Here is a 24979-nt window from a genome sequence, read left to right on the forward strand (position 1 = left end):
GCTCTGGGACTGAGTTAAGTGAACGCGCGCAGTCGGGGCCGGAGAGAGGACCACGACGCAAAATCAGCGCGCGAAGTAGGGAGGATAATGCCATGACCCGTCTCGCGGGCTCTATTTCTATGCTTGCCGTCATGACTGTACTCGGCATGGGCTCTGCCTTGGCCGATACGGCGGACAAGAAGATTGCGCTTTCGAACAACTATGCCGGCAATTCCTGGCGTCAGGCCATGCTGCGCAGCTGGGACAAGGTGACGAAGCCAGCCGTCACCGCCGGCATCGTGGCCGCGGCCGACCCGTTCACGACGGCCGAGAACCAGGTGACCGAGCAGGCGGCCCAGATCCAGAACCTCGTTCTGCAGGGCTATAATGCGATCGTCCTCAATGCGGCCTCACCGGACGCGCTCAACGGCGCCGTCAAGGAAGCCTGCGATGCGGGCGTGATCGTCGTTTCCTTCGACGGCATCGTGACCGAGCCCTGCGCCTGGCGCATCGCGGTCGACTTCAAGCAGATGGGCAAGGACGAGGTCCTCTATCTCAAGGACAAGCTGCCGAAGGGCGGCAACATCCTCGAGATCCGCGGCCTCGCCGGCGTGTTCGTCGACGACGCGATCTCGAAGGGCATCCACGAAGCGGTCGCCGAGAACCCGCAATTCAAGATCGTCGGCTCGGTTCATGGCGATTGGGATCAGGCCAAGGCCCAGGCCGCCGTTGCCGGCATCCTGCCATCGCTGCCGAACGATATTGTCGGCGTCGTGACCCAGGGCGGCGACGGCTATGGCGCGGCGCAGGCCTTCAAGGCTGCCGGTCGCACCACGCCGATCATCATCATGGGCAACCGCCAGGACGAGCTCGCCTGGTGGAAAGAGCAGAAGGATGCCAACGGCTACGAGACCATGTCGGCCTCGATCGCCCCGGGCGTCTCCACGCTGGCCTTCTGGGTGGCGCAGCAGATCCTCGACGGCAAGGACGTGCCGAAGGACCTGACCGTGCCGTTCCTCCGCGTCGATCAGGCCACGCTCGACAAGAGCTTGGAGACGACGGAAAAGGGTGGCGTCGCCAATGTCGAATATTCGGCAGAGGACGCGCAGAAGGTCGTCGACGCGGCCAAGAAGTAGGCCGGTGAACCCGGGGCCCTTCATGCATCCTTGCCTTGAGACAGCCTGAATGGCCTCGGCCGCAACACCCATCATCAGCCTGAACGGCGTCGAAAAGAGCTTCGGCGCCGTTCGAGCCCTTCGGGGCGTCGATCTCGCCTGCCATGCCGGCGAATGCATCGGACTTGTCGGCCATAATGGCGCCGGCAAGTCGACACTCATGAACCTGCTCGCCGGCGTCTTTCCGGCCGAGGGCCGCATCGAGGTCGACGGCAAGGATATTGCCAGCCGCTACTCGGTCGCGACGGCGCAGGCGCACGGAATCCGCTGCGTCTTCCAGGAATTGTCGCTCTGCCCCAACCTCACCGTCGCCGAGAATGCGCGCATCATGCACGCTTCGCTGCGCGGCTTCGGCTGGCGCAAGCGGGCGGGCAAATTGATCCTCGACAAGCTCGACGAGGTCTTCCCGGGCCATGGCATCAGCGCGAGTGATATTGTCGGCGACCTGCCGATCGCACGCCGCCAGATGGTCGAGATCGCGCGCGCCTTCAGCGTCACCACGGCGCCGGCGCGTCTGGTGATCCTCGACGAGCCGACCTCGTCGCTCGACGCCCATCTCGCGAGCCAGCTTCTCGCCTATGTCCGCAGTTTCGTCGCCAAGGGCGGCTGCGTCGTCCTGATATCGCACCTCCTCGGCGAAATCCTCGCCGCCGGCGACCGGGTCGTCGTGATGAAGGACGGCAAGGTCGTGGTCGAGCGACCGGCCGCCGATTTCAACCGCACCTCGCTGGTCGCGGCCATGGGCAGCGTTGCGCATGACGAGGGTGCCAATGCCGCGACCGCCGATACCAAGCGGAGCGAGACGGAGCCGCGCGTGCGCGTCGCGGCCGATCGCCAGGCCGGCGGCCCCGAACTGATTGCGCATCAGGGCGAGATCGTCGGGCTGGCCGGCCTCGGCGGCCAGGGGCAATCGGAAATGCTGATCCGCATCTTCGATGCGGCCGGAAAGAATGCGCGCAACGTTACGGTCGTGGGCGGCGTGGCGCTGGTGGCGGGCGACCGCCAGACCGACGGCGTCTTCCCGCTCTGGTCGATCGCCGAGAACATCACCATCAGCTCGCTCCGGCGCATGCGGCGCGGTCCCCTCATCGACGGCGCCGCCACCGAGGCGATGGCGGAAGACTGGAAGCAGCGGATCGGCATCCGCACCCCCGATATGAACAACCCGATCCTCTCGCTTTCAGGCGGCAACCAGCAGAAGGCGCTTTTCGCCCGCGCGCTGGGTTCCGACGCCCAGACCGTGCTCATGGACGACCCGATGCGCGGCGTCGATATCGGCACCAAGCAGGAGGTCTACGGCATGATCCGCGCCGAGGCCGAGGCCGGCCGCACCTTCCTCTGGTACACGACCGAAATGGACGAACTGAAGCACTGCGACCACGTCTATGTGTTTCGCGACCACCACATCGTGGCCGAGCTTTCCCGCTCCGAACTGACGGAAGAGAAGGTGCTGCACGCCTCCTTCGCGGAGGTCGCATGAACGGGTCCGTGCTTTCGGCGCGCACGCTGCGCAACCTGCTGCCGGCGCTGTCGCTGCTCGTCCTGCTCGCGGCGATCTTCTATCTGCAGCCGCGCGCGATCAGCTATGTCGGCTTCAACCTGATGCTCAACCTCGCCATCCCGATCGCCTTCGCGACGATCGCGCAGATGTGCGTCATCACGGTCAACGATCTCGATCTTTCGATCGGAACCTATGTCGGCTTCGTCGCCTGCATCGGCGCCACGCTGCTGAGCGGCGGTATCGGCGCCCTGCCCTTCATCAAGGACCTCCAGGCGAGCGGCGCCCTCCCCGCCACACTGCCCTGGATCATGAACACGCCGCTCGCGGGCGTGCTGGTGCTCCTGATGGGCATCGGCGTCTATGCGTTGCTCGGCGCGCTGATCCATCTGCGCAACCTGCCCTCGATCGTCGTGACGCTCGGCATGTCCTTCGTCTGGCTCGGCCTTTCTGTGCTCGTCCTGCCCGTGCCGGGCGGACAGGCGCCGGGATGGATCAAGTCGCTGATGACGCTGAAGACGCCCTTCATCCCCTTCCCGATCATCGCGGCCGTAGTGATCGCGGTGGCGGCGCATATCCTGATCATGAAGACCTCCTATGGCGCCGTGCTGCGCGGCGCCGGCGGCAATCCGAAGGCGATCGAGCGCGCCGGCTGGTCGCTGCTCAAGGTCAAGATGGCGATGTTCGCGCTGGCCGGATTCTTCGGCATGCTGGCCGGCCTCTCTCTCGTCGGCCTCACCACTTCGGGCGACGCCAATATCGCGCTGCGCTACACGCTGCTGTCGATCGCCGGCGTCATTCTGGGCGGTGGCGAGTTCGTCGGCGGACGCATATCGCCGATCGGCGCCGTCATCGGCGCCGCGACGCTGACGCTCGCCGGCTCGTTCCTGTCCTTCATGCGCATTCCGCCCGATTGGCAGATCGGCGCCCAGGGCGCGATCCTGATCATCGTGCTGGCGCTCAGAACCCTGATCGACCGTGCGGAGAAGCGTCGATGAACGCGGAACCCGGCTTCATCCGTCGGCTTGTCGCCAAGCCCTGGCTCTGGGCCTATGTCGCGGCGGCCGCCGTCTGGCTCGTCACGATCCTGTTCACCGGCGGGCGCGGCGGCGGCGAGGTGCTGACCGCCGCCTTTACCTTCGCGACCTTCTCGGTGATCGTCGGCATCGGCCAGCTCTATGTGGTCACGCTCGGGCCGGGCAATGTCGATCTCTCCATTCCCGCGACGATCACGCTCGCCGGCGCCGTCGCCACCAAGGTGATGGATACGCAGGACGGTCTGATCCTCGTCGGCCTCATCGTCGCGCTCGCCTGCGGCGTCGCCGTCGGCTGCTTCAACTATGCGCTCATCATCATCTTGCGGATTCCGCCGATCATCGCGACGCTCTCGTCGAGCTTCCTGATCCAGTCGACCGCCATCGCCTATGGCCGCGGCATCCGCATCAAGCCGCCGGCCGCGCTCGCCGATTTCACCACCGCGCAGGTGCTCGGCATGCCGGTGCTCGCCCTTTGCGTCATCGCGCTCGCGGCGGTCATGGAGATCGTGCTGCGCCGGACGGTCTATGGCCGCTGGGTCACGGCGATCGGGCAGAACATGCGCGCCGCCCGCCTCGCCGGCGTCAATGTCGGACGCACGCGCTTCACAGCCTATGTCATGAGCGCGGTCTTTGCCGGCCTCTGCGGCTATCTGCTCTCCGGCTTCTCGGGTGGCTCGTCGCTTTCCATGGGCGAGGAATATCTGCTGACCTCGATCGCGCTCGTCGTGATCGGCGGTTCGTCGGTCGCGGGCGGCTATTCCAACGTGCCCGGCCTCTGGGGCGCGGCGCTCTTCCTGTTCCTCGTCGTCACCATGCTCAACACCTATGGCTTCGGCGCGGGGCTGCGCTATCTCTCGACCGGATTGATCATTATCGCCGTCATCGTGGCCGCCAGCGCGCGAAAAGCCACGCGCTGAGGCCTTTCTTTGGCCCTCGACGCTGCCATGCGCCTTGTACGGGGCCCTTCGCGCGCGATATGAAGGGGCAAGGAGCAATCGATGACCGAATGGACCGGCAGTGCCGACACACGCAGGAAGGCGTTGCCGCAACGCTCGGTCTGGCAGGCGATGCGGCGCGGCTTCGCCTGTCGCTGCCCGAATTGCGGCCGGGGCAAGCTCTTCAAGGGCTACCTGACGGTCGTCGATCGTTGCGAGGCGTGCGGCGAGGACCTCTCGCACCAGCGCGCTGACGACGCCCCGCCCTATTTCACCATCCTGGTGGTCGGCCACATCGTGGTGCCGCTGATGCTGATCGTCGAGACGACGTGGCATCTGTCGAACGTCACCAATCTGGCGATCTGGCTGCCGCTGACGCTCATCCTCACACTCGGCCTGCTCCGGCCGATCAAAGGCTCTGTCGTCGGCCTGCAATGGGCGCTCTATATGCACGGCTTCGATCCCTCGGGGGATCCGAACGACCCGGGCAAGGCGCCCTGGCAGGCCGATCTGGGCAGCTAGCGTCCTCTCCCTCCCGCACGACCTTCGGCCGCCCACGCGGCCATGCCCAAAGCAGCTGAACCGAGGCGATCTCGATGACACGAGCACCCGATGGAAAGCCCAATGGCGACATGAGGGGCTTGATCGCGCCGATCGGCGCGATCGCCGTGGTCGGCCTCGGCTTCTCCATCACGCTGCCCCTGCTCGCGCTGACGCTGGAAGATCGTGGCATCCCGACGACGTGGATCGGAATCAACACCGCCGTCTGGGGCATCGCCTCGATGGCGGTGACGCCGCTGATCTCGCGCCTCGCCGTCCGCCTCGGCACGGCGCTGCTGCTGATCCTGAGCATGCTGACGATCGCGGTGGCGCTGCCGCTGTTCTATTTCTCGCCCTTCTGGCTCTGGTTTCCGCTGCGCCTCGTCGCCGGCGCAACCATCACCATCGTCTTCGTGCTCTCCGAATTCTGGATCAGCACCGTCGCGCCGCCCGAGAAGCGCGGCATCATCATGGGCATCTATGCGACGGTGCTCTCCTTCGGCTTTGCGCTCGGCCCCTTCATCCTCACCTTGACCGGCACGCAGGGCTTCCTGCCCTTCGCGGTCGGCGCCTGCGTCCTCGTGGCGGGCGTGCTGCCGGTGCTGACGGGCCTGCGCTCGGCGCCGGTGCTGCACCATGAACAACACGGCACGTTCTGGCGCTTCCTCTTCCTCGCCCCGGTCGCAACCGGCGCCGCCCTGCTGTTCGGCACGATCGAAAGTGGCGCCTTCGCGCTGCTGCCGCTCTATGGCCAGCATGTCGGCCATGCGCGCGACGTCGTCATCCTGCTCGGCGTCGGGATCACGGTCGGCAATATCGTTTTGCAGATTCCGATGGGCCTCCTCTCGGACCGGATGGACCGCCGGAAGCTCTTGCTGATTCTGGGCCTGCTGGGCCTCGCCGGCGCGGCCGTGATCCCCCTCGTCGCGGCCATGTTCTGGCCGTTCATGATTCTGCTCGCCATATGGGGCGGCACGGTCGGCGCGCTCTATACAGTGGGACTCGCGCATTTGAGCGCCCGCTTCCGCGGCGCCGATCTCGCCGCCGCCAATGCGGCCTTCATCTTCTGCTATTCGGCCGGCGGCCTTGCCGGCCCGGCGATTATCGGCGCATCAATGGACCATTGGGATCCGCACGGATTCGTGGTCGCGATCTGCGGATTCTTCCTCGCCTATCTCGCCATGGTGCTGGTGCGTATGTCCCGGGCGAAAACCGTTGCCGGGATTTCTTGACATTCGATCGTGAATCCGTAGTGTGCGCGCTCAACGGCGCCGGGCTGATCTCCAGGTCCCCTGCTGCACACGCATTCAGAGGTTAGATTATGGCCAAGGCCACCACCATCAAGATCCGGCTCGTGAGCTCCGCTGACACCGGCTTCTTCTATGTCACCAAGAAGAATTCGCGCACCATGACCGACAAGCTGACGGTCAAGAAGTACGACCCCGTTGCGCGCAAGCACGTTGAGTTCCGCGAAGCCAAGATCAAGTAAGCGGCGCTCAATCTCCACATTGAAAAAGGCCCCGCTCTGCGGGGCCTTTTTGTTTTTGCCTCATGCTTCGCGCGCGGCCGCGCCGGCCCTCAAGGTTGCCGGTCCCGGATCGATGCGGTAGGAAACCAACCCTCAAGGACGGGATCGACTGACATGGCTGAGAAAGAAAAATCGAACGCCCTCAAGGCGCGGCTGCCGCGCGGGCTCGTCGATCGCCATGCCGGCGCGATCAAGGCGGCGGACCGGATGATCGCGACAATTCGCGGCATCTACGAGCTCTACGGCTTCGAGCCGGTCGAGACGCCGCTGATCGAATATACCGACGCGCTGGGCAAGTTCCTGCCGGATCAGGACCGCCCCAACGAGGGCGTCTTCTCCTTCCAGGACGATGACGAGCAGTGGCTGTCGCTGCGCTACGACCTGACGGCGCCGCTCGCCCGCTTCGTCGCCGAGAATTTCGACCAGTTGCCGAAGCCCTATCGCAGCTATCGCAATGGCTGGGTGTTCCGCAACGAGAAGCCCGGCCCGGGCCGCTTCCGCCAGTTCATGCAGTTCGACGCCGACACGGTCGGCGCGGCTTCGCCGGCAGCGGATGCCGAGATGTGCATGATGATGGCCGATACGCTGGAGGCGCTCGGCATCCAGCGCGGCGACTATGTCATCCGCGTCAACAACCGCAAGGTTCTCGACGGCGTGATGGAATCGATCGGCCTCACCGGACCGGAAAATGCCGGCCGCCGCCTCTCGGTGCTGCGTGCCATCGACAAGCTCGACAAGTTCGGGCCCGAGGGTGTCGAACTCCTGCTCGGCGCCGGCCGCAAGGACGAGAGCGGCGACTTCACCAAGGGCTCTGGTCTCGATGAGACCGCGATCAAGCAGGTAATGAGCTATGTCGCCGCGCAGGACAGCGTCGGCAACGAGGCCGCCGTGCAGCGCATCCGCGCCAGCGCCGCGCTCGGCACGTCAGGCGTAGCCGGTGTCGAGGAGCTCGACCAGATCGCGACGATCGTCGGTGCCGCCGGCTATGGCGAGCGGATCAAGATCGACCCCTCCGTCGTCCGCGGCCTCGAATATTACACCGGTCCCGTCTTCGAGGCCGAACTGCTGTTCGAAACCGTCAATGAGGATGGCCAGCCCGCCCGCTTCGGCTCGGTCGGTGGTGGCGGGCGCTATGACGGCCTCGTCGGCCGGTTCCGCTCCGAGCCGGTTCCCGCGACCGGCTTCTCGATCGGCGTCTCGCGCCTGATGGCGGCGCTGTCCGCGCTTGGCAAGATCTCTGTCGAGGCCGAGGCCGGCCCCGTCGTCGTGACCGTCTTCGATCGCGACCGGATGGGCGAATACCAGAAGATGGTCAAGGATCTGCGCGATGCGGGCATCCGCGCCGAGCTCTATCTCGGCGGCTCGGGTCCCAAGGCGCAGCTCAAATATGCCGACAAGCGCAACAGCCCCTGCGTGATCATCCAGGGCAGCGACGAGAAGGCAAAGGGCGTCGTCCAGGTCAAGGATCTGGCGCTCGGCAAGCAGATGTCGGCCATTATCGCCGACAACGCCGCCTGGCGCGAGGGACGGCCGGCCCAGGTCGAGGTGCCGGAAGCCGACCTGGTCGCCACCGTGCGCGCCATCGTCGAGCGGAGGGCTGGCGAATGACATCGCTCGCGTCTCAAGCTCCGGCCCGTCCCCTCTCCCCGCAGGGGGGAGGGCTAGGGAGGGGGTGCCTCCCTGTGGCCTCGGTGACTGCAGTGAATTTCCCTATCGCACGGCTGAAGGCCCCCTCTCCAACTCTCCCCCCTACGGGGAGAGAGGGCTCGATGGTGCGGGTGGCGCCGGCCCGTTCCCTCTCCCCGCAGGGGGGAGGGCTAGGGAGGGGGTGGCTCCCTGTGGCCTCGGTGATTGCAGTGAATTTCCCTATGGCACGGCTGAATGCCCCCTCTCCAACTCTCCCCCCTACGGGGAGAGAGGGCTCGATGGTGCGGGTGGCGCCGGCCCGTCCCCTCTCCCCGCAGGGGAGAGGTCTAGGGAGGGGGTGGCTCCCTCTGGCCTCGGTGACTGCAATGAATATCCCTATCGCACGGCTGAATGCCCCCTCTCCAACTCTCCCCCCGGCGGGGAGAGAGGGATCGACTGAGCGCGTTACCGGGGGATTGTCATGACCGTCGATACCAACCAGCTGCGCATCCTCCTTTCGGAGGCCGGCTATCGCTTCGTCGAGCCGCCGATCCTCTCGGACGCCAATGTCTTCCTGGAAGTGGCCGGCGAAGACCTGCGGCGTCGCCTCTATCTGACGACGGGCTTTGACGGCAGCGAGCTTTGCCTGCGGCCCGAATTCACCATTCCGGTCTGCCTGCATCACCTCGCCACCGGCGACGCACACCGCATGGCCGACTACGCCTATCTCGGCCCCGTCTTCCGGCAGCGGCCCGGAGAGAACGGCGAATTCCTGCAGGGCGGCGTCGAATCGCTCGGCCGGACGGACCGCATCACGGCGGATGCCGACGTGCTGGCGCTGGCGCTCGACGCGGTGCGCCTCTACGGCCTCGACAAGCCGATCGTGCGGATCGGCGATTCGCTGCTCTTCTCGGCCGTGATCGAGGCGCTCGGCATTGCGAGCGTCTGGCGGCGGCGCCTGTCGCGCGTGTTCGGCGACCGGCAACGCCTCGACGCGACGATCGAGCGGCTGTCGGGCGGCGGCACCAGCGAGGCGCCGGCGCATGCGGGCTTCCTGGCGGCGCTCGACGGCACCGATCACGCCGCGGCCCATCGCATCGTCGAGGACCTGCTCTCGATCGCCGGCATCAAGGCGGTCGGCGGACGCTCGGCTGGCGAGATTGCCGATCGCTTCCTGGAGCAGTCGTCGCTCGCTGTCGGCGCCGGGCTCAGCGCGCGGGCACAGACCGTGCTCAAGCGCTTCCTCGACACGCGCGGCACGCCGGAGGTGGCGCTTGCCGCCCTGAAGACCCTCTCGATCGACGAGGATCTCGGCATCGAAGCCACGCTCGATGGTTTCGAGAAGCGCGCTGAAGGGCTGGCGCGGCGCGGGATCGATCTTTCCACGCTCGATTTCGCCGCCGATTTTGGCCGGCGGCTCGATTATTATTCTGGCTTCGTATTCGAGATCTATGACGAGGCGCTGCCGGCGGGACGACAGGTCGTCGGCGGTGGACGCTATGACCGGCTGATGCCCGCGCTCGGCGCCAAGGCGCCCGTTCCGGCCGTCGGCTTCTCGCTCTGGCTCGACCGCGTCAAGGAACCCCATTCATGACGTCCGCACCGCTCGTCCTCGCCGTCCCCTCCAAGGGCCGGCTGCAGGAAAACGCCAATGCCTTCTTCGCCCGCGCAGGCCTCTCCGTGCTGCAATCGGGCGGTGAGCGTACCTATCGCGGCAAGATCGCCGGCCTCGGCGATGTCGAGATCGCCTATCTCTCGGCCTCCGAAATCACGCGCGAGCTCGCCGCCGGATCGGTGCATCTGGGTGTCACCGGCCGCGATCTGGTCGAGGAGGAGGTGCCCGATTTCAACGAGCGGCTCGACCTCGTGCTGCCGCTCGGCTTCGGCCATGCCGATGTCGTGGTGGCCGTGCCCGAGGCCTGGATCGATGTCCGCACCATGGCGGATCTCGACGACGTCGCCGCCGACTTCCGCGCCCGCCATGGCCGCTGGCTCACGGTCGCGACCAAATATGTGAACCTGACGCGCCGCTTCTTCGACACGAACGGCATAGCCGACTACCGCATCATCGAGAGCCTGGGCGCCACCGAAGGCGCGCCGGCTTCGGGCGCCGCCGACCTGATCGTCGACATCACCTCGACCGGCTCGACGCTGACCGCCAACGCGCTGAAGGTGGTCAATGACGGCGTGATCCTCCGCTCGGAAGCACATCTCGTTGCGAGCTTCGCAGCGAGCTGGAGCGGCGCTGCGCGCAGCGCGCTCCGCACGATCCTCGACCGTATCGAGGCGGAGGCCGCCGGCCGGTCGCTGCGCGAGATCCGCGCCGATGTGGTCGACACGGAAGGCGCCGCCCGCGTCGCTCTCGACCGCTTCGGCGCCACCGCTCCGTTCGGCACCTCTGGCGGCCCGCTGACGCTGCATTGCCAGGCGTCGAAGGTCTATGCCTGCGCCGAATGGCTGCGCACCGGCGCCGGCGCACGCACGGTTTCGGTCACGCGAATCGAGACGATCTTCTCCTCGACGAGCCCGCTCGCCGAGCGGCTTCTCGGCCGGCTCGATGGCCACATAGCGGGCTGACGGTCGCGAGGCGTCGGCGCCGGCTCACGGCATGCTGCAGCGCAGGCTCTGCGCATGCCGCATTGCTGCGATGCAATATGGACAGATTGTATCGCAGCCTCAGAGGTCTATCTTGTGGGGGTTCCTTTCGTTCAAGGAGAACCGCAATGTTCAAGACGCTGAAGAAGATGAGCCGGAGCTGGAACAGCTACCTGCATTATGATGCCGAGACGGAAGCGCTCAACAGCGCCGGTGACCGCATCGACGTCGAGCTGATCCACCGGAATTTCTCGAAGAACAGCCGCCGTCCTTTCGGCTACTGAGTTTTATACTGGCCGAACCAGCCGCGCGCGCAGATCTTCTGCCTCGGCGCGGCAGGTGCAGCCCTCGATATGGTCGTTGACCAGCCCCATCGCCTGCATGAAGGCGTAGACGGTCGTCGGTCCGACAAAGCTCCAGCCGCGCTTCTTGAGATCCTTCGACAGGCGGATCGAGGTCGGCGATGTCGACGCGATGCTGCCACGGATAACAGAAGCCGGCCGTTCACTCGCCGGCGGCTCGAAGCGCCACACATAGGCCGCGAGCGAACCCTCCGTCTCGATCAGTTCCAGCGCCCGCCTGGCATTGTTGATCGTTGATGCGATTTTCCCCCGATGCCGCACGATGCCGGTATCGGCCAGCAGGCGTGCAACATCCGCCTCGTCGAAGCGCGCCACCTCTGCGATCTCGAAATTCGCGAAGGCTTTGCGGAAATTCTCGCGCTTGCGCAGGATCGTCAGCCAGGACAGGCCGGACTGGAACCCCTCCAGGCAGAGCTTCTCGAACAGGCGGCGGTCCTCCACGACCGGCCGGCCCCACTCATTGTCGTGATAGGCCTCGTATTCGGGCAAGCCGCCCGGCCACCAGCAGCGCGGCCGACCGTCGAGACCAAGGGCAATGCCATCGGGCAATGAGCTGGAAAGAGACATGGCGACTCGCAAGTTCATTGTTTGTTCTTGCCGCTATGTACCGCGCTCCCTGCCCTTCGGGCAAGCCCATGGTGCCAGCAGCGTCGGCCGAAAACCGATGCGGACCACCCTCCCCGCTCCCTGAAATTCGCCCCGCCCGACGGGAAGAGCGCAAGCCTTCGTGTTCACAACCGCGTGATTTTTGCGCCGATTGTTGCCAACTCTTTAGCTTTCCGTTGCGAAGATGGGCAGGATCGATGGTTGGGGGCACGACGTCGATCAGTTGGTCCAGAGATCTGGGGGAAAAAATGTCGATGAAAAGGGTCGTGGCTGCTGCACTCATGATGGCCGCCGTGACAATGAGCTCCGGAACGGCGCATGCCGAGAACTTCTTCAAGATGCTGTTTCTCGGAACGGGCGACGTTCGACCAGTGAACCCGGTTCCCGGCGCGGCGATACCGTACAAGTACCAGCGTCAGCGCGTCCGCTATGAGACGAACGAGAAACCCGGCACCATCATCATCCATTCCGACGACAAGTTCCTCTATCTGGTCGAGGGTGACGGCAAGGCGCTGCGCTATGGCGTTGGCGTCGGTCGCGAAGGCTTCGGCTGGCGGGGCAATGTGAAGATCGGGCGCAAGGCAGAATGGCCGACCTGGACGCCGCCGCCGGAAATGCGCCAGCGCGAGCGCAAGAAGGGCCGCATTCTTCCGGTCAGCATGCAGGGCGGCCCGCAGAACCCGCTCGGGGCGCGCGCCATGTATCTCTATGATGGCGGCCGCGACACGATGTTCCGCATTCATGGCACCAGCGAGCCCTGGACGATCGGCCACAACGTCTCGTCGGGCTGCATCCGCATGGTCAATGCCGATGTGAGCGATCTCTATGAGCGCGCACCGGTCGGCACCAGGGTCATCGTTCGCTAGAGCGTTTCCGAGCGAAGTGGCATGCGGTTCGCGTGAAGGAAACGCGACCAACCTAAGACTTAGGGCTATCCATCGATTCAAGGAAACGATGGATAGCTCCAGACCGCACGGGCGCCGCCGGGACCGGTTCCGCGAGGATCAGCTCTTCGGCGGCGCGTAGGCCTTCATGAAGATGGCGATCGCGCTTTCGACGCGATGGGTGATCTCGGCATCCGTCGGGGTCTCCGCCACGCCGAACAGCACGCGACGCAACAGCCCGCTCTGCGAGAGCTCGACGAACTGCTGCGCCGCCAGCGTGCAATCGTCGATTACCAGGACGCCCGCCTTGACCTGGGCCTCCAGATAGACCTGAAGGTGGTCGGTGCAGAGCTGCGGGCCGGTCGAATAAAACTCGACGCCGATCTCGGGCATGCGGTTGATGATGCCGAAGACCGTCCGCATCGCCTGCACGTAATAGGGACGCGTCAGGATGTTGCAGAGCCGGGTGCCGAACGCGCGCAGCACATTCGGCACGTCGTGATCGTCGGAATCGAGACGCACGACACGGAAGACCTCTTCCCGCTTTTCTGTCGAGATCAGTTCGACGAACAGCCGTTCCTTGTCTTCGAAGTAGACGTAGAGCGTTCCCTTCGAAACGCCGGCCGCGCGCGCGATGTCGTTCATGCTCGCGCCGTCGAAGCCCTTTTCCAGAAACACCTGCCGCGCACCCTGCATGATCTGCGCGCGCTTGGCGGGATCCTGCCCGGCCGAACTGGCTTCCTGCCCACGAGTCGTCAATTCCACATCGACGATGGCCACCTTGTGTCCTCTTCTGCCCGCTGCAGCGCGGGCCTGGCGCAGCTCTTGCCGTGAATCGGTGGCGCGTCCTGATTGCCAATCTAGCAACCATGGCGCCCCGATCCAATCACGTGTCGATCGAGCCACTGCACTCAAATTTTTGACCGAACCGTTCGGTTCGATCTTGATTTAGGCATTTCACAGGTCTAGATCAAGCGGCAATTGACCGAACGGTTCGGTTCGATATCGCTTTCATTCCCAGTGGAGACGCGTCATGGCGAAAGTTGCGCTGGTCGACGACGCCGCGGATGGCGTCGTCGCAGATATCCCGCCCGCCCTGAAGAAGACCGCCGAGGCACCGACGCCCGCGGGCGACCGTCCGGCGGCAGAGAAGCCGGCCGCCCCGCCTGCCGGGACGACGGGCGCCAGCACGAGCCACATGCCGCCGCCCGCCAAGAAGGGTGGCCGTCGTCGCGTCATTCTCCTGGGCGTGGCCGTGATCGCCATCGCGGCCGGCGCTTATTTTGGCCATAGCTGGTGGACGGTCGGCCGCTTCATGATCTCGACCGACGATGCCTATGTCGGCGCCGACACCTCCGTTCTCGCGCCGCGCATTTCGGGCTATGTGACGAAGGTCGATGCCGTCGCCAACAGCGCCGTCAAGGCGGGTGACCCGCTCGTCTATCTCGACGACACCGAACAGAAGCTCGCCATCCAGGCTGCACAAGACCAGATCGCGTCGCAGGAAGCGGCCATCGCCCGCATCGGCCAGCAGATCACGGCCGGCCAGGCCAGCGTCGACCAGGCGAAGGCCGCCATCGCCTCGGCCAATGCCGAGGCCGAGCGCACGGCCGCCGACCTCGTCCGCACGACCCAGCTCACGCAGAGCCGCTTCTCCAGCCAGCAATCGCTGGAACAGGCGAAGGCCGCCGACGACAAGGCGAAGGCCGGCGTCGATTCGGCCAAGGCGGGTGTCGCCTCCGCCGAAGCCGCCGTCGCGGTGACCGAGGCGCAGCGCGTCGAGGCCGAACGGGCGCTCGAGCAGTATCGGACGGCGTTGTCGCAGCGCCAGGTCGATCTCGACCACACGGTCATCCGCGCCCCGTTCGATGGCGTCGTCGGCAACCGCTCGGTCGATCCGGGTGAATTCGTTGCCGCCGGCCAGCGCCTGCTCGCGATCGTGCCGTTATCGGCCGTCTATATCGACGCTAACTTCAAGGAGACGCAGCTCGACCGCATTCGTCCGGGCGCAACCGCGAAGATCACCGTCGACGCCGCCTCGGATGGCGAGATCGACGGCACGGTCGAGAGCATCGCGCCGGCTTCGGGCTCGGTCTTCAGCCTGCTGCCGCCGGACAATGCGACGGGCAATTTCACCAAGATCACCCAGCGCGTCCCGGTCCGGATCAAGGTTCCGGCAGAGGAAGCCGCCAAGGGTTATCTGCGTCCCGGCCTCTCCGTGACGGTCGACATCGACAGCCGCACCGGCTCGGGCGCTGCCGAGCACTGAACTCCCTCCTTGGAGGGACCAGAGGGGGGAAGCCGCAGCCGTCCCTACCGGCCTAGCCGCTTCCCCTCTCGACCCCTGACGAAGAAGCAGAGAACGCCGGACAAGGCCGCCTGACGACCGCCCGACGCAAACGCCTGATGGTGAAGGTGCAAGATGGCCGGACCGCAGCCAAGCTTTGAACAGCCGATTATGACGCCCCGCCGCATGCTCGGCTTCGTCGCCATGTGCGTCGGCATGTTCATGGCGATCCTCGATATCCAGATCGTCTCTTCCTCCCTCTCCGAAATCCAGGCCGGCATTTCCGCCAGCGCCACCGAGATCGCCTGGGTGCAGACGGCCTATCTGATCGCCGAGATCGTCATGATCCCGCTTTCGGGCTTTCTTGGCCGCGCGCTCTCGACCAGGTACCTGTTCGCGATCGCCGCTGGCGGCTTCACCATCACCTCGATCGGTTGCGCGACGTCCGGCTCGATCGGCGAGATCATCGTCTGGCGCGCGGTGCAGGGCTTCGTCGGCGGCGGCATGATCCCGGCCGTCTTCGCAGCCGCCTTCACGATCTTCCCGAAGAACCGCCAGGCGATGGTCTCGGCCGTCGTCGGCCTGATCGCGACCATGGCGCCGACCGTCGGCCCGACCATCGGCGGCTATCTGACCAATCTCTTCTCCTGGCACTGGCTGTTCCTGGTCAACGTCATCCCCGGCATCTTCGTCACCATCGGCGTGCTGAGCTTCGTCGACTGGGATCGGCCGAATCTGAAGCTGTTGAACCAGTTCGACTTCATCGGCCTGATTACGCTCGCGGCCTTCCTGGGCAGCCTCGAATATGTGCTCGAGGAGGGTTCCGCCAATGACTGGTTCCAGGATACGGCAATCGCATCGCTCGCTGTCGTCACCGTCATTGCGGGCATCGGCTTCTTCTGGCGCGTGCTGACGGCCAAGGAGCCGATCGTCGACGTGCGCGCCTTCAAGGACCGCAATTTCGCGACCGGATCGCTGTTCTCCTTCATGCTCGGCGTCGGCCTCTACGGCCTCGTCTATCTCTATCCGGTCTATCTCGCCCGTGTGCGCAGCTATGATTCGCTGCAGATTGGCGAGACGATGTTCGTCACCGGCCTCTTCATGATGATCACGGCGCCGATCGCCGGCAACATCGCGCAGCGCGTTGATCCGCGCGCCATGATGGCGTTCGGCCTGTCACTCTTCGCCGTCTCCTGCCTCGAACTCGTTCCGATCACCAAGGATTGGGCGTTCAGCGAACTCTTCCTGCCGCAGGCGATGCGCGGCGTCGCGCTGATGACCTGCATGATCCCGGTCTCAATGCTGGCACTCGGTACCTTGCCGCCCGAGCGGATCAAGAATGCGTCCGGCCTCTTCAACCTGACGCGCAATCTGGGCGGTGCCGTCGGCCTCGCCGTCATCACCACGGTGCTGAACAATCGCTGGGACCTGCACATCATGCGGCTGCACGAGTCGGTGCAGTGGGGCCGCGATGCGGCGACGGAGCGACTGACCGCGATGACGCAGGGCTTCTACGCCGCGCTCGGATCGAATGCGGAACTGGCGGCGCTCAAGACGCTGTCGCTCTCAGTCAAGCGCGAGGCGCTGGTGATGGCCTTCTCCGACGTGTTCCTGCTGCTTGCCGTCATGTTCGCGGCGATCGTCCTGCTCGTCCCGCTGGCGCGCAAGCCCGCAGCACGCGGCGCTGCGGGCGGAGGCGGCGGCCACTAGTTGTTTGATCACCGCATTTGACGGATTGGACTGAGGAAAGATGCGCCTCGGTATCGGACCGAACAAGCCTGTCTGCGCGAGTGGCGGCGGGAAGGTGCCGGGACACACGGGCCGTCGCTATGGCGTGGTCCCGCCGGATGCGTATCTGACGCGATGATCTACACGGCAGGTCTTGCGCTTCCTTGTTCGCCTGCCTCACGCCAAGACTCGAATGCGCGCCGTCCGCGTTCAGCTTGTCGTTGCCTCCAATAGGGCTCGCGCGTCGCGATAGAGGTTGGCACCGCCGCTCAGCGGTGTCGCCTCGATCCCAACATGGCCGGCATAGCCCGCATCGAGCAGCCATCGCAGCTCACGGACCCAATCCTGGTTGCCTGTACCGAATTCCTGCCGCCCGGGCACATCGGCAGCCTGGATGTGCCCGACAAGCTCGAGATTGGTCCCGATCCCCCATCCGAGGGGTTCGCCGTTCAAGATCGCGTGATAGCGATCATACAGGAAGCGGACATTTGGACGGTCCAGCCGGCGGATGAGATCGAGCGCAGTCATCGAATCCGACAGCAGGGCGTTCGGCCCCTCAAACTGGCGGTTGACCACCTCCACGAGCAGCTCGACTGGCTCGCCGGCGACGGCATCCGAGGCGCGGAGAAGCGCCTCGGAGGCCATCGCTCTCTGGGCCGCAATGTCCCGATCCGGCAGGATATCGCCAGCCAGCACGACGATCTTCGGCACGCCGAGTTCGGAGGCGACCTTGGCCGTATCGGCAACGCGACGGACGAATTCGGCATGCGATGCGGGGTCGGCAAGCTGGCACTTGTCGCGCCAGTGCTCGGCGCAGATCGTGAGCAGCTGCGTGTTGGTCTCGTCGAGAACCCTCGCGAGATCAGGAAGCGGCTTGTCGCGCCAGTCCCAGATCTCGACGGCCGGAAATCCAGCGTCCGCCGCCGCGCGGACCCGGTCGGAAACCGACGGGCCAGCCTCCGCGAAGGCCAGCTCGATGCAGACGCTGAAATCGATCACGACCGCGCGCGCTCGACGACCGCCTTGCCGGCCAGAAGCGCCGCGACCGGGTCCCGGGCGGCGTCGAGCTCGAGCAGGACGATATCGCGTCCAGGCGTCGCGAGCATCGCCTTCGACCAGCCGCTCCAGTCGACGACGCCCGCGCCGAAATCGGCCATGAAGCGCTGCTGCTGCAGGAAGATGGTCTCGTCGATCACGAGATTCTCCTCGATCGGGCCGACCGCGTCCTTCCAATGGGCCAGAATGATGCGCTGGTCATAGCGCGACGCGACGCGGACGGGATCACCGCCGCCGAGTGTGATATGGCAGGAATCCGGGCAAAGCCCGACATAGCGCGGGTCGGTGAGCGACATGAAGAGATCGATGTCGCGCTCATACCAGAGCGCACTGTTCGATTCGGTATGAACCGCGAGACGGATGCCCTGCTTCTCGATTGCCTCGCCGATCGCATGCGCGATACCCGCCTTGTGGCTCATGAAGGCCGCATCGATGAAGAGCGGCGGCCGGACGCCGACCGTGCGGCGCATCGGGAGTCCCGTGACGAGCAGGCTGCCGCCCGCTTCGGCGACGAAGGCAGCCCGCGCCTCGGCATCCGCGATGATCGCGCCGAGATCGGCCCCGTCCGCCCAGGCCGGCGCGTCCGCCATGAAGGCGCTGACGACGCTGAGCCCCCGGCTCGCGAGCGTCTCGCGAAAGGCCTTCGCGCTGCCGAAAGCCTTGAGAACATTGCCGATGCTGCCGGGGCCGAAGGTCAGCTCGATACCCGTCACGTCTGTTTCGGCGAGGGTGGCCATCACCTTGTCCCAGAAGGCATCCGGCTTCGCGGCGGCGAAGGCCTCGAGCTCGGCGCCGGATGAAAGCCCCCAGAATCCCGGCTGATAGAAGGTGATCATGTCGGTCGCGTAGATGGCGGGCATCGGAAGTCCTCTCTTGCGGGATAATTCAGGCGAAGCGTGATCGGCTATTTCAGCCCCGTCGCTGCGATACCGCGGACGAAATAGCGCTGCAGGAACAGGAAGAGCACGAGCACCGGCAGCAGGACGATGATCGCGCCGGAAAGCAGCAGGCCAAATTCGGTCGACTTCGCGCCCTGCGAGGCGACGGCGAGGCCGACCGGGAGCGTGAAGATGTCCTGGTTCTGCGCCACGATCAGCGGCCAAAGAAAGTAGTTCCATGAATTCAGGAAGGTGATGATCGCGACGGTGGCGAGCGCTGGGCCGACCAGTGGCAGGAAGATCGTGAAGAAGATGCGGAATTCGCCGGCCCCGTCGAGCCGCGCCGCCTCGAGCAGTTCGTTCGGCACGGAGAGCGCGAACTGGCGCATGATGAAGACGCCGATCGGCATGACCGCAATCGGCAGGAAGATGGCGAAGAGCGTGTTCAGCAGCCCCATCTGCACGATGATGAAGAAGGACGGCACGAAGAGCGCGATATAGGGGATCATCATCGCGGCGATGATGCAGCCGAAGACGAAGCCGCGGCCGCGGAACGGAATCTTGGCGAGCGCATAGCCTGCGAGCGCGGAGAAGAAGAGGTTCGAGACGACGGTGAGCGTCGAGACGATCAGCGAATTGCCCAGATAGGTCCCGAACTGGCGATGCGTGAACAGCTCGACGAAATTGCTGAAATCCGTGAAGCTCTCCGGTAGCCAGGCGCCGGGCGCGGCGAGGATTTCCGCCTGCGACTTGAAGGCGCCGAAGAAGACCCAGGCGAATGGCAGCAGCATCACCGCCGCGACGAGGGTCAGTATCCCATAAAGCGCGAGGCTGCCTGCGGTCCGCTCCTCGTTCATTGGCTCGTCCTCAGCATGCGAAGCTGCAGGATACCGAGCAGCGCGACGATGATCAGCATCACGTAGGAGCCGGCCATCGCGGCGGCGATGTTGCCATGGCCGAACTGTTCATAGACCCAGAGCGCGACGGAGCGCGTCGCGCCGAGCGGCCCCCCCTTCGTAAGAAGATAGGGCTCGTCGAAGATGTTCATGTAGGAGACGGTCATCAGGACGGTGACGAGCAGCGTCGCCGGCTTCAGCAGCGGCAGCGTGATGTAGAGGAAGCGCTTGCGCGCCGAAGCGCCGTCGATCGCTGCCGCCTCGTGCACGTCGCCGGGGATAGCCTGCAGGCCGGCCAGGAAGAGCACCATGCAGGTGCCGACATTGCGCCAGGCCGTCAGCAGAATGACGGTGGTGATCGCCATGTTCGGATTGCCAAGCCAGTTCGGCCCCTGAAGGCCAAGCTCGGCGAGGAAGGTGTTCACCGGCCCGCGAAGCGTGAAGGCGTACTGCCAGATCACGGCGGCCGCGACGATGTTGGTGATCACGGGCAGATAGAAGGCCGCGCGATAGGTGGCGCGCAGCCTCTTGATGCCGCTGTTCAGCGCCAAGGCCAGCGCGAGGCCGATCGCCATGGTCAGCGGCACGCCGACGACGACGAAGATCCCCGTCGTGACCAGGGATTTCAGGAAGCCGGCATTTGTCAGGACGCGGGCGAAGGTCTCGAAATAGGTGAAGTGCACATCAAGCGGATGGCGGATATCGGCGACGCCGATATCCGTGAAGCTGTAGATGAGCGCGATCACCGCCGGAATGGCCGTGAAGACGAGGAAGATGACGAGGAAGGGGGAGACGAAGGTCCAGCCGATGGTCGCCTGCCACAGGCTGGGCCGCTCGTGTCCGATATCGGTCTGGCTCATCGTTTTGGCTCCCCGATGTCCGCCGTCGCGGGGTGAGGCGTAAGCACCTCAGGAGATCGAATGCAGATGCGCAGAAGGTGCGGCGGCAGAAAGCCGGGAGAGCATCACTCTCCCGGCTCGCAGCAGGGGCTTACTTCGTGCCGAGCCCGGCGGACTCGGCAAAGGACTGGACATCGTCGAGAACCTGCTTGGCGGAGGCCTGGCCACGGGCGACGAGTTCCATCTGCTGGCCCATATAGGTGCCGACCTGGTTCCAGGTGGGCACCTGGGGAATGTCGACCGCCGTCTGCAGGGCCTGACGCTCGGCGTCCAGCAGCGGATTGCCGGCGATTGCCGGATCATCCCACGCAGACTTGACCGCTGGCAGGCTGCCGAAGGCCTTGTACCAGGCAACCTGGACTTCCGGCTGCGTCAAGTAGCGCACGAGCTTCCAGGCGGCGTCCGGATTCTTGCCGTCCTTGAGCACGCCGAGACTGCCCGAACCGAGCGCGGAGAAGCTGCCGGCGGGACCGGCGGGCATCAGCGCCGACGCGAGCTTTGCGTTGACCCAGTCCTGGCCGTTCGCCTGCACCAGCCACTGCTCGAACCATGGCCCGATATCCTTGCTGGCGATCTCGCCCGAGGTGAACCACGGCACCGTGTCGAGGAATTTCGGCCCGTCGGGCGAGGCGAGGCCTTCGGTGAACAGCGAGCCCCAGAATTCGAGCGCCTTGATATTGGCCTCGGAATTGATGGTCCACTGCGTCTTGTCGGCGTTCAGGAAGCTGCCGCCGTTCTGGTGGACGAATTCGTTGAGCCCCTGGGCGTTGTAGATGTCGTAGCCGACATCGGCCGAAATGCCCCAAGTCGCGCCCTGGGCCTTCATCGCCTTGGCGAAGGTCTTCAGCTCGTCCCAGGTCTTCGGCGCGTCGAGGCCGGCCTTTTCCGCGAGATCCTTGCGATACTGGAACGTGGTCGCATAGGCGTCCCACGGCACGCCATAAGCCACGCCGTCCTTGACATTCGTCTCATAGGCGCTGGCAAAGAAATCGTCAGGCTTCACCAGCCCGTCGGGCACCGGCGCGAAAGCGCCCGTCGCCATGAGGCTCGCCTGGCTCTGCGAAAAGAGGCGCACGACATCGGGCACCGTACCGGCGGCGATGGCGGTCAGCAGCTTGGCGTCGGCCTGATCCGAGGGAATCTGCGTGATCTGGACCTTGAGATCGGGATTGGCCTTCTCGAAATCGGCAAGGAAGGCGGGAAGCTTGTCGCCCTCGGCGCCGCCGATCCAGATCTGGAGCGTACCGGTCGCGGGCGCTGCGTCGATCGGTGCGGCGATGGCGCCGCCGGCGAGCATGGCCGGGAGAGACGTCACCGCCAGCAAGGCGGCAGAATGGACGATGCGGTTGATGAACATGGAACCCTCTGTCTGGAAGCCGGGATAGGCATGCAGGTCAGGTCCTTCGGCCAGCTAATTTTCTTGTTTCCGTGGACCAGATTGATTTGGCAATCGATTGCTATCGCGGCATTGATTGCATATGCTCTTTTTGTACGCAAGCGGGATTTATGCCCAAGCCATAGGCGGCAGCGCTTCGGTGCCGCCGCCTTTTTCTGGCCATCCCGCCTCCTTCTGCCGGCATCCCTCGGGCGTCGGCAGCGCATCGGAATGGAGCAAGCCGCGATGGCGGATGTTGAATTTGACGCCCTGGTAGTCGGGTCGGGAGCGGCCGGGATGTTTGCTGCCCGCGAATTGACGGCTCAGGGCCTTTCGGTCGTGCAGATCGAGGCGGGACCGAAGATCGGGCCCGCCCATTTCGACGCGACGAAGAACCCGCGCCAGACGGAGATCAATCTCTGGCAAAGGGCCAAGGCGACGGCGCTCGGCCAGGCCATCCAGGCCCGCGCCGCCTTCTTTGACGGACGGATGCGCCGCCTCTTCGTCAGCGACCGGCAGAACCCCTATTCGACGCCGCCCGACGCGCCCTTCCTCTGGATTCGCGGTCGCCAGGCCGGAGGGCGCACCCACACCTTCGGTCGCGTGCTGGTGCGCTGGACGGATGACGACTTCAAGATGCGCAGCCGCACAGGCAAGGGCGTCGATTGGCCGATCGACTACCGCGCTCTGGAACCCTATTATGAGGAAGTCGAGCGCGTACTGCAGCTCTACGGCCAGGTCGAAGGCGTACCGACCATGCCGGACAGCATCTATGCGCACCGGTCGGAACTGACCGAGGCCGAACACCTCTTCAAGCAGGCGGTCGAAACGCGATGGCCGGAGCGCCGTGTCGTCACCTGGCGCTATCTCGGGCCGGAACCGACACGCGTGCTGACGCCGATGCGCGATGCGCTCGCCAGCGGGCGATTGGATATCCGCTACGAGACGATCGCTAGGAAGATCCTCACCGACGAGATCGGCACACGAGCCATCGGCGCCGAGGTGATCAACACGCGCACAGGCCAGGTCGAGACATTGCGCGCGCGGTCGGTCATCGTCTGCGCCTCGCCGATCGAGAGCATAAGGCTGCTGCTGAACTCGGCATCGCCAAGTCATCCGAACGGGCTCGCCAATAGTTCGGGTGCCCTTGGACGCTATTTCATGGACCAGGTGCCGATCGTCGCGGCGGGCGTCTTCCCGCGGACGCGCGGCACTTCCACGGCCGACACCGCGCCGACAGATCCCTTCTACGGGCCGTCGGGCGGCATCTTCCTGCCACGCTTCATCGGCGAGGACGGCGTCTCCGGAACCGGCGACTACGCGTTCCAGGGGTCGGTCGGTCGCATTCCGCCTTCGGCCTCGGGCCTGTCACGGTTCAACTTCTTCGGATTCAGCACGATGGAGCCAGACGCCGACAACCGCATCACCCTCAATCCCAACCGCAAGGATCGCTGGGGCATTCCGATCCCGCATATTCGCTGCAAGATGGGCCCGGTCGATACGGAGACGGCGAAGCGAGCCATGGCTGCGCTCGAAGAGACGGCCGAGGGCGCCGGCTGCGAAGTCGAGTTCGTAGGCTCGCCGCTCGGGCTCAATGAAAAAGGTCGGGGCGCCTATCCCGATGCGGACTGGTTCAGCCGCACGGCCTTCCGCGCGCTCTTCCGCCGCACGATCGCCATGGGCGCCGCGATCCACGAGAGCGGCGGTGCGCGGATGGGGGCGAACCCGGCGGAGTCTGTGCTCGACACCTACAACCGTAGCTGGGACGTGCCGAACCTTCTCGTCACCGACGCCAGCGCCTTTGCCGGCAGCGGCGTCGCCGGCACGACGCTCACGATCATGGCGATGACGGTTCGTGCCTGCCGACGCCTCGCCGCGACCTTGAAGGAGGGCGATGGCTGAGCGATGCACAGCGCGTCCCTTCCTGCCAAACGCCGGCCGGAGCGCTATAAGGGACCCCACGATCTGCAATGATTCCTCCTGGGGCGCGGGAAAGGCGGCGAAGAATGCCGAAACAGACGGGTATCAGGGCGCCGGGGCCCTCGATCACTGATGTCGCGCGTGAGGCCGGCGTCGCGACCTCGACGGTGAGCCGGGCTCTGACGATCCCCGGCCGCGTCGCCGAGCCGACCCGCCTCAAGGTCGAGGCGGCGGCGCGCAAGCTCGGCTACACCGCCAACCAGACGGCGCGTAATCTGCGTGTCGGCGTCCCGCGCACGATCATGATCGTGCTTCCCGACGAGATCTATATCGGCGCCTCGCAGACCGTTTCCGAGGTGCTCCGGGCGACGGCCGAAGGCCTCACCGACCGCGGTTTCTCGCTTCTCATCGCCAATGTCTCCCGAGCGGCCGACACTGACGCGCATATCCTCTCGGTCGCGCAGGGGGGAACCGTCTCCGGCGTGCTGCTCATGGCGAGCGATATGCCGAAGGCAGAGGGCCGCAGCCTCGCCGACACCGGGCTTCCCATCGTCTCGCTGCATTTCGATCTGTCCGGCGAGGGCGTGCCGAGCGTCGTGAGCAATGATCACGACGCCATCGCCGAGGCGACGCGGGCGCTGGTCGCGCTCGGTCACCGGCGCTTCCTCTATATTCGCGGCACGCTCGGCAACTATCACGAACGCGAGCGCCTCGCGGGCGTCCGCGATGCACTCGCCCAAAGCGGCCTGCAGGAAGGCGCACTTCACCTCAGCCAAGGCGACTTCAACTTCAGCGGCGGCATTGCGGCGGCGAAGGATTTCCTGGCCCTCCCCGCGGACGAGCGGCCAACGGCCGTGGTCTGCGCGAATGACGATATGGCCATCGGCTTCATGCGCAGCGTCGTCGATGAGGGTGTCCGAATTCCCGAGGACGTCTCGGTGATCGGCTTCGACGGGGCGGCCGTCGCCCCCTTCCTGACACCGGCCCTTGCGACCATCCAGCAGGATACGCCCGGACTCGGACGCCGGGCCGCGACGATCCTGATGGACATGGTTCTTGGCGAGCAACTGCACAACGAGCAGCGCTTCGTGGTGCCCGCCACCCTCGTCCTGCGCGAAAGCGTCGGGCCGTTGCTGTAGGCCGGTTCCGTCATTCAGGCCGCGGGCCGACGCCCT

The 24979-nt window shown here is 65.5% G+C and carries 23 protein-coding genes; 16 read left to right on the forward strand and 7 right to left on the reverse strand.

The annotated features are described in order from the left end of the window. Nucleotides 1-92: 92 nt before the first annotated feature. The 11 genes from QO014_RS12010 (at nt 93) to QO014_RS12060 (ending at nt 11197) form a co-directional block, all read left to right on the forward strand. On the forward strand, nt 93-1115 hold the full coding sequence (locus QO014_RS12010) for an ABC transporter substrate-binding protein (RefSeq protein WP_266348947.1): 1023 nt from the start codon (nt 93-95) through the stop codon (nt 1113-1115). A 49-nt stretch (nt 1116-1164) separates the two neighbouring features. After that, the gene (locus tag QO014_RS12015) at nt 1165-2634 is read left to right on the forward strand and encodes a sugar ABC transporter ATP-binding protein (RefSeq protein ID WP_266348948.1); all 1470 of its coding nucleotides are present in this window, start codon (nt 1165-1167) and stop codon (nt 2632-2634) included. Further along, a complete protein-coding gene (locus tag QO014_RS12020) occupies nt 2631-3650 on the forward strand; it encodes an ABC transporter permease (protein ID WP_266348949.1) in 1020 nt (339 codons plus the stop codon). The genes QO014_RS12015 and QO014_RS12020 overlap by 4 nt, the downstream gene beginning before the upstream one ends. Further along, on the forward strand, nt 3647-4606 hold the full coding sequence (locus tag QO014_RS12025; RefSeq protein WP_266348950.1) for an ABC transporter permease: 960 nt from the start codon (nt 3647-3649) through the stop codon (nt 4604-4606). The genes QO014_RS12020 and QO014_RS12025 overlap by 4 nt, the downstream gene beginning before the upstream one ends. Nucleotides 4607-4687: 81 nt before the next feature. Continuing rightward, complete coding sequence (locus tag QO014_RS12030; protein WP_266348951.1) at nt 4688-5146, forward strand: DUF983 domain-containing protein; 459 nt, start codon at nt 4688-4690, stop codon at nt 5144-5146. A gap of 74 nt (nt 5147-5220) precedes the next feature. After that, nucleotides 5221-6396 carry an MFS transporter gene (locus QO014_RS12035; RefSeq protein WP_266348952.1) on the forward strand — a complete coding sequence of 392 codons (1176 nt, stop codon included), beginning with the start codon at nt 5221-5223 and terminating at the stop codon, nt 6394-6396. Between the two features lie 89 nt (nt 6397-6485). Beyond that, nucleotides 6486-6653 (forward strand): 50S ribosomal protein L33, encoded by a 168-nt coding sequence (rpmG, locus tag QO014_RS12040; protein ID WP_266348953.1) that lies wholly within the window; start codon nt 6486-6488, stop codon nt 6651-6653. A gap of 153 nt (nt 6654-6806) precedes the next feature. Then, nucleotides 6807-8300, forward strand: a complete 1494-nt coding sequence (gene hisS, locus QO014_RS12045) for a histidine--tRNA ligase (RefSeq protein ID WP_266348954.1) — start codon at nt 6807-6809, stop codon at nt 8298-8300. A gap of 499 nt (nt 8301-8799) precedes the next feature. Beyond that, a complete protein-coding gene (locus QO014_RS12050) occupies nt 8800-9912 on the forward strand; it encodes an ATP phosphoribosyltransferase regulatory subunit (protein WP_266348955.1) in 1113 nt (370 codons plus the stop codon). Beyond that, the gene (gene hisG, locus QO014_RS12055) at nt 9909-10895 is read left to right on the forward strand and encodes an ATP phosphoribosyltransferase (protein WP_266348956.1); all 987 of its coding nucleotides are present in this window, start codon (nt 9909-9911) and stop codon (nt 10893-10895) included. The genes QO014_RS12050 and hisG overlap by 4 nt, the downstream gene beginning before the upstream one ends. Before the next feature lie 146 nt (nt 10896-11041). Further along, nucleotides 11042-11197 carry a hypothetical protein gene (locus tag QO014_RS12060; protein WP_266348957.1) on the forward strand — a complete coding sequence of 52 codons (156 nt, stop codon included), beginning with the start codon at nt 11042-11044 and terminating at the stop codon, nt 11195-11197. A 3-nt stretch (nt 11198-11200) separates the two neighbouring features. Here the strand turns inward: QO014_RS12060 and QO014_RS12065 are convergent, their stop codons facing one another. Beyond that, a complete protein-coding gene (locus QO014_RS12065; protein WP_266348958.1) occupies nt 11201-11842 on the reverse strand; it encodes a DNA-3-methyladenine glycosylase I in 642 nt (213 codons plus the stop codon). A 377-nt stretch (nt 11843-12219) separates the two neighbouring features. Here QO014_RS12065 and QO014_RS12070 point away from each other — a divergent pair, with 377 nt between their 5' ends. After that, nucleotides 12220-12747: a L,D-transpeptidase gene (locus tag QO014_RS12070; protein WP_266349309.1), complete on the forward strand. Its 528-nt coding sequence runs from the start codon at nt 12220-12222 to the stop codon at nt 12745-12747. Nucleotides 12748-12885: 138 nt separating this feature from the next. Here QO014_RS12070 and QO014_RS12075 read toward each other — a convergent pair whose 3' ends face one another. Further along, nucleotides 12886-13545, reverse strand: coding sequence for a TetR/AcrR family transcriptional regulator (locus QO014_RS12075; protein ID WP_266348959.1), 660 nt, complete (start codon nt 13543-13545; stop codon nt 12886-12888). Nucleotides 13546-13798: 253 nt separating this feature from the next. Here QO014_RS12075 and QO014_RS12080 point away from each other — a divergent pair, with 253 nt between their 5' ends. After that, nucleotides 13799-15034, forward strand: a complete 1236-nt coding sequence (locus tag QO014_RS12080) for an HlyD family secretion protein (protein WP_266348960.1) — start codon at nt 13799-13801, stop codon at nt 15032-15034. A 189-nt stretch (nt 15035-15223) separates the two neighbouring features. Next, complete coding sequence (locus QO014_RS12085; RefSeq protein WP_266348961.1) at nt 15224-16762, forward strand: DHA2 family efflux MFS transporter permease subunit; 1539 nt, start codon at nt 15224-15226, stop codon at nt 16760-16762. Between the two features lie 228 nt (nt 16763-16990). On the opposite strand, the gene QO014_RS12090 is transcribed toward QO014_RS12085, so the two are convergent. The 5 genes from QO014_RS12090 to QO014_RS12110 form a co-directional block, all read right to left on the reverse strand. Next, complete coding sequence (locus QO014_RS12090; RefSeq protein ID WP_266348962.1) at nt 16991-17779, reverse strand: TIM barrel protein; 789 nt, start codon at nt 17777-17779, stop codon at nt 16991-16993. Further along, complete coding sequence (locus tag QO014_RS12095) at nt 17776-18696, reverse strand: sugar phosphate isomerase/epimerase family protein (protein ID WP_266348963.1); 921 nt, start codon at nt 18694-18696, stop codon at nt 17776-17778. Before QO014_RS12095 ends, QO014_RS12090 begins: the two co-directional genes overlap by 4 nt. A gap of 44 nt (nt 18697-18740) precedes the next feature. Continuing rightward, entirely contained in the window at nt 18741-19571 is an 831-nt protein-coding gene (locus QO014_RS12100; RefSeq protein WP_266348964.1) for a carbohydrate ABC transporter permease, read from the reverse strand. Then, nucleotides 19568-20470: a carbohydrate ABC transporter permease gene (locus QO014_RS12105; RefSeq protein WP_266348965.1), complete on the reverse strand. Its 903-nt coding sequence runs from the start codon at nt 20468-20470 to the stop codon at nt 19568-19570. Before QO014_RS12105 ends, QO014_RS12100 begins: the two co-directional genes overlap by 4 nt. Before the next feature lie 130 nt (nt 20471-20600). Then, nucleotides 20601-21866: an extracellular solute-binding protein gene (locus QO014_RS12110; RefSeq protein WP_266348966.1), complete on the reverse strand. Its 1266-nt coding sequence runs from the start codon at nt 21864-21866 to the stop codon at nt 20601-20603. A 264-nt stretch (nt 21867-22130) separates the two neighbouring features. Here QO014_RS12110 and QO014_RS12115 point away from each other — a divergent pair, with 264 nt between their 5' ends. Together QO014_RS12115 and QO014_RS12120 are read left to right on the forward strand one after the other, a co-directional pair. Next, the gene (locus tag QO014_RS12115; RefSeq protein ID WP_266348967.1) at nt 22131-23786 is read left to right on the forward strand and encodes a GMC oxidoreductase; all 1656 of its coding nucleotides are present in this window, start codon (nt 22131-22133) and stop codon (nt 23784-23786) included. Between the two features lie 104 nt (nt 23787-23890). Beyond that, nucleotides 23891-24943 (forward strand): LacI family DNA-binding transcriptional regulator, encoded by a 1053-nt coding sequence (locus QO014_RS12120; protein WP_266348968.1) that lies wholly within the window; start codon nt 23891-23893, stop codon nt 24941-24943. The last annotated feature ends 36 nt before the right edge of the window (nt 24944-24979 follow it).

This window comes from Kaistia dalseonensis, assembly GCF_030814715.1.
In the GTDB taxonomy this organism is placed as follows: Bacteria; Pseudomonadota; Alphaproteobacteria; order Rhizobiales; family Kaistiaceae; genus Kaistia; species Kaistia dalseonensis.

Excerpts from the sequence above, each read along its gene's own strand:
- QO014_RS12085 (WP_266348961.1), top strand. The coding sequence starts at position 15,224 with ATGACGCCCCGCCGCATGCTCGGCTTCGTCGCCATGTGCGTCGGCATG.
- QO014_RS12030 (WP_266348951.1), top strand. The coding sequence starts at position 4,688 with ATGACCGAATGGACCGGCAGTGCCGACACACGCAGGAAGGCGTTGCCG.
- QO014_RS12035 (WP_266348952.1), top strand. The coding sequence starts at position 5,221 with ATGACACGAGCACCCGATGGAAAGCCCAATGGCGACATGAGGGGCTTG.
- QO014_RS12080 (WP_266348960.1), top strand. The coding sequence starts at position 13,799 with ATGGCGAAAGTTGCGCTGGTCGACGACGCCGCGGATGGCGTCGTCGCA.
- QO014_RS12065 (WP_266348958.1), bottom strand. The coding sequence starts at position 11,842 with ATGTCTCTTTCCAGCTCATTGCCCGATGGCATTGCCCTTGGTCTCGAC.
- rpmG (WP_266348953.1), top strand. The coding sequence starts at position 6,486 with ATGGCCAAGGCCACCACCATCAAGATCCGGCTCGTGAGCTCCGCTGAC.
- QO014_RS12105 (WP_266348965.1), bottom strand. The coding sequence starts at position 20,470 with ATGAGCCAGACCGATATCGGACACGAGCGGCCCAGCCTGTGGCAGGCG.
- QO014_RS12070 (WP_266349309.1), top strand. The coding sequence starts at position 12,220 with ATGCTGTTTCTCGGAACGGGCGACGTTCGACCAGTGAACCCGGTTCCC.
- QO014_RS12060 (WP_266348957.1), top strand. The coding sequence starts at position 11,042 with ATGTTCAAGACGCTGAAGAAGATGAGCCGGAGCTGGAACAGCTACCTG.
- QO014_RS12100 (WP_266348964.1), bottom strand. The coding sequence starts at position 19,571 with ATGAACGAGGAGCGGACCGCAGGCAGCCTCGCGCTTTATGGGATACTG.
- QO014_RS12110 (WP_266348966.1), bottom strand. The coding sequence starts at position 21,866 with ATGTTCATCAACCGCATCGTCCATTCTGCCGCCTTGCTGGCGGTGACG.
- hisG (WP_266348956.1), top strand. The coding sequence starts at position 9,909 with ATGACGTCCGCACCGCTCGTCCTCGCCGTCCCCTCCAAGGGCCGGCTG.
- QO014_RS12050 (WP_266348955.1), top strand. The coding sequence starts at position 8,800 with ATGACCGTCGATACCAACCAGCTGCGCATCCTCCTTTCGGAGGCCGGC.
- QO014_RS12020 (WP_266348949.1), top strand. The coding sequence starts at position 2,631 with ATGAACGGGTCCGTGCTTTCGGCGCGCACGCTGCGCAACCTGCTGCCG.
- QO014_RS12115 (WP_266348967.1), top strand. The coding sequence starts at position 22,131 with ATGGCGGATGTTGAATTTGACGCCCTGGTAGTCGGGTCGGGAGCGGCC.
- QO014_RS12015 (WP_266348948.1), top strand. The coding sequence starts at position 1,165 with ATGGCCTCGGCCGCAACACCCATCATCAGCCTGAACGGCGTCGAAAAG.
- hisS (WP_266348954.1), top strand. The coding sequence starts at position 6,807 with ATGGCTGAGAAAGAAAAATCGAACGCCCTCAAGGCGCGGCTGCCGCGC.
- QO014_RS12120 (WP_266348968.1), top strand. The coding sequence starts at position 23,891 with ATGCCGAAACAGACGGGTATCAGGGCGCCGGGGCCCTCGATCACTGAT.
- QO014_RS12095 (WP_266348963.1), bottom strand. The coding sequence starts at position 18,696 with ATGCCCGCCATCTACGCGACCGACATGATCACCTTCTATCAGCCGGGA.
- QO014_RS12010 (WP_266348947.1), top strand. The coding sequence starts at position 93 with ATGACCCGTCTCGCGGGCTCTATTTCTATGCTTGCCGTCATGACTGTA.
- QO014_RS12025 (WP_266348950.1), top strand. The coding sequence starts at position 3,647 with ATGAACGCGGAACCCGGCTTCATCCGTCGGCTTGTCGCCAAGCCCTGG.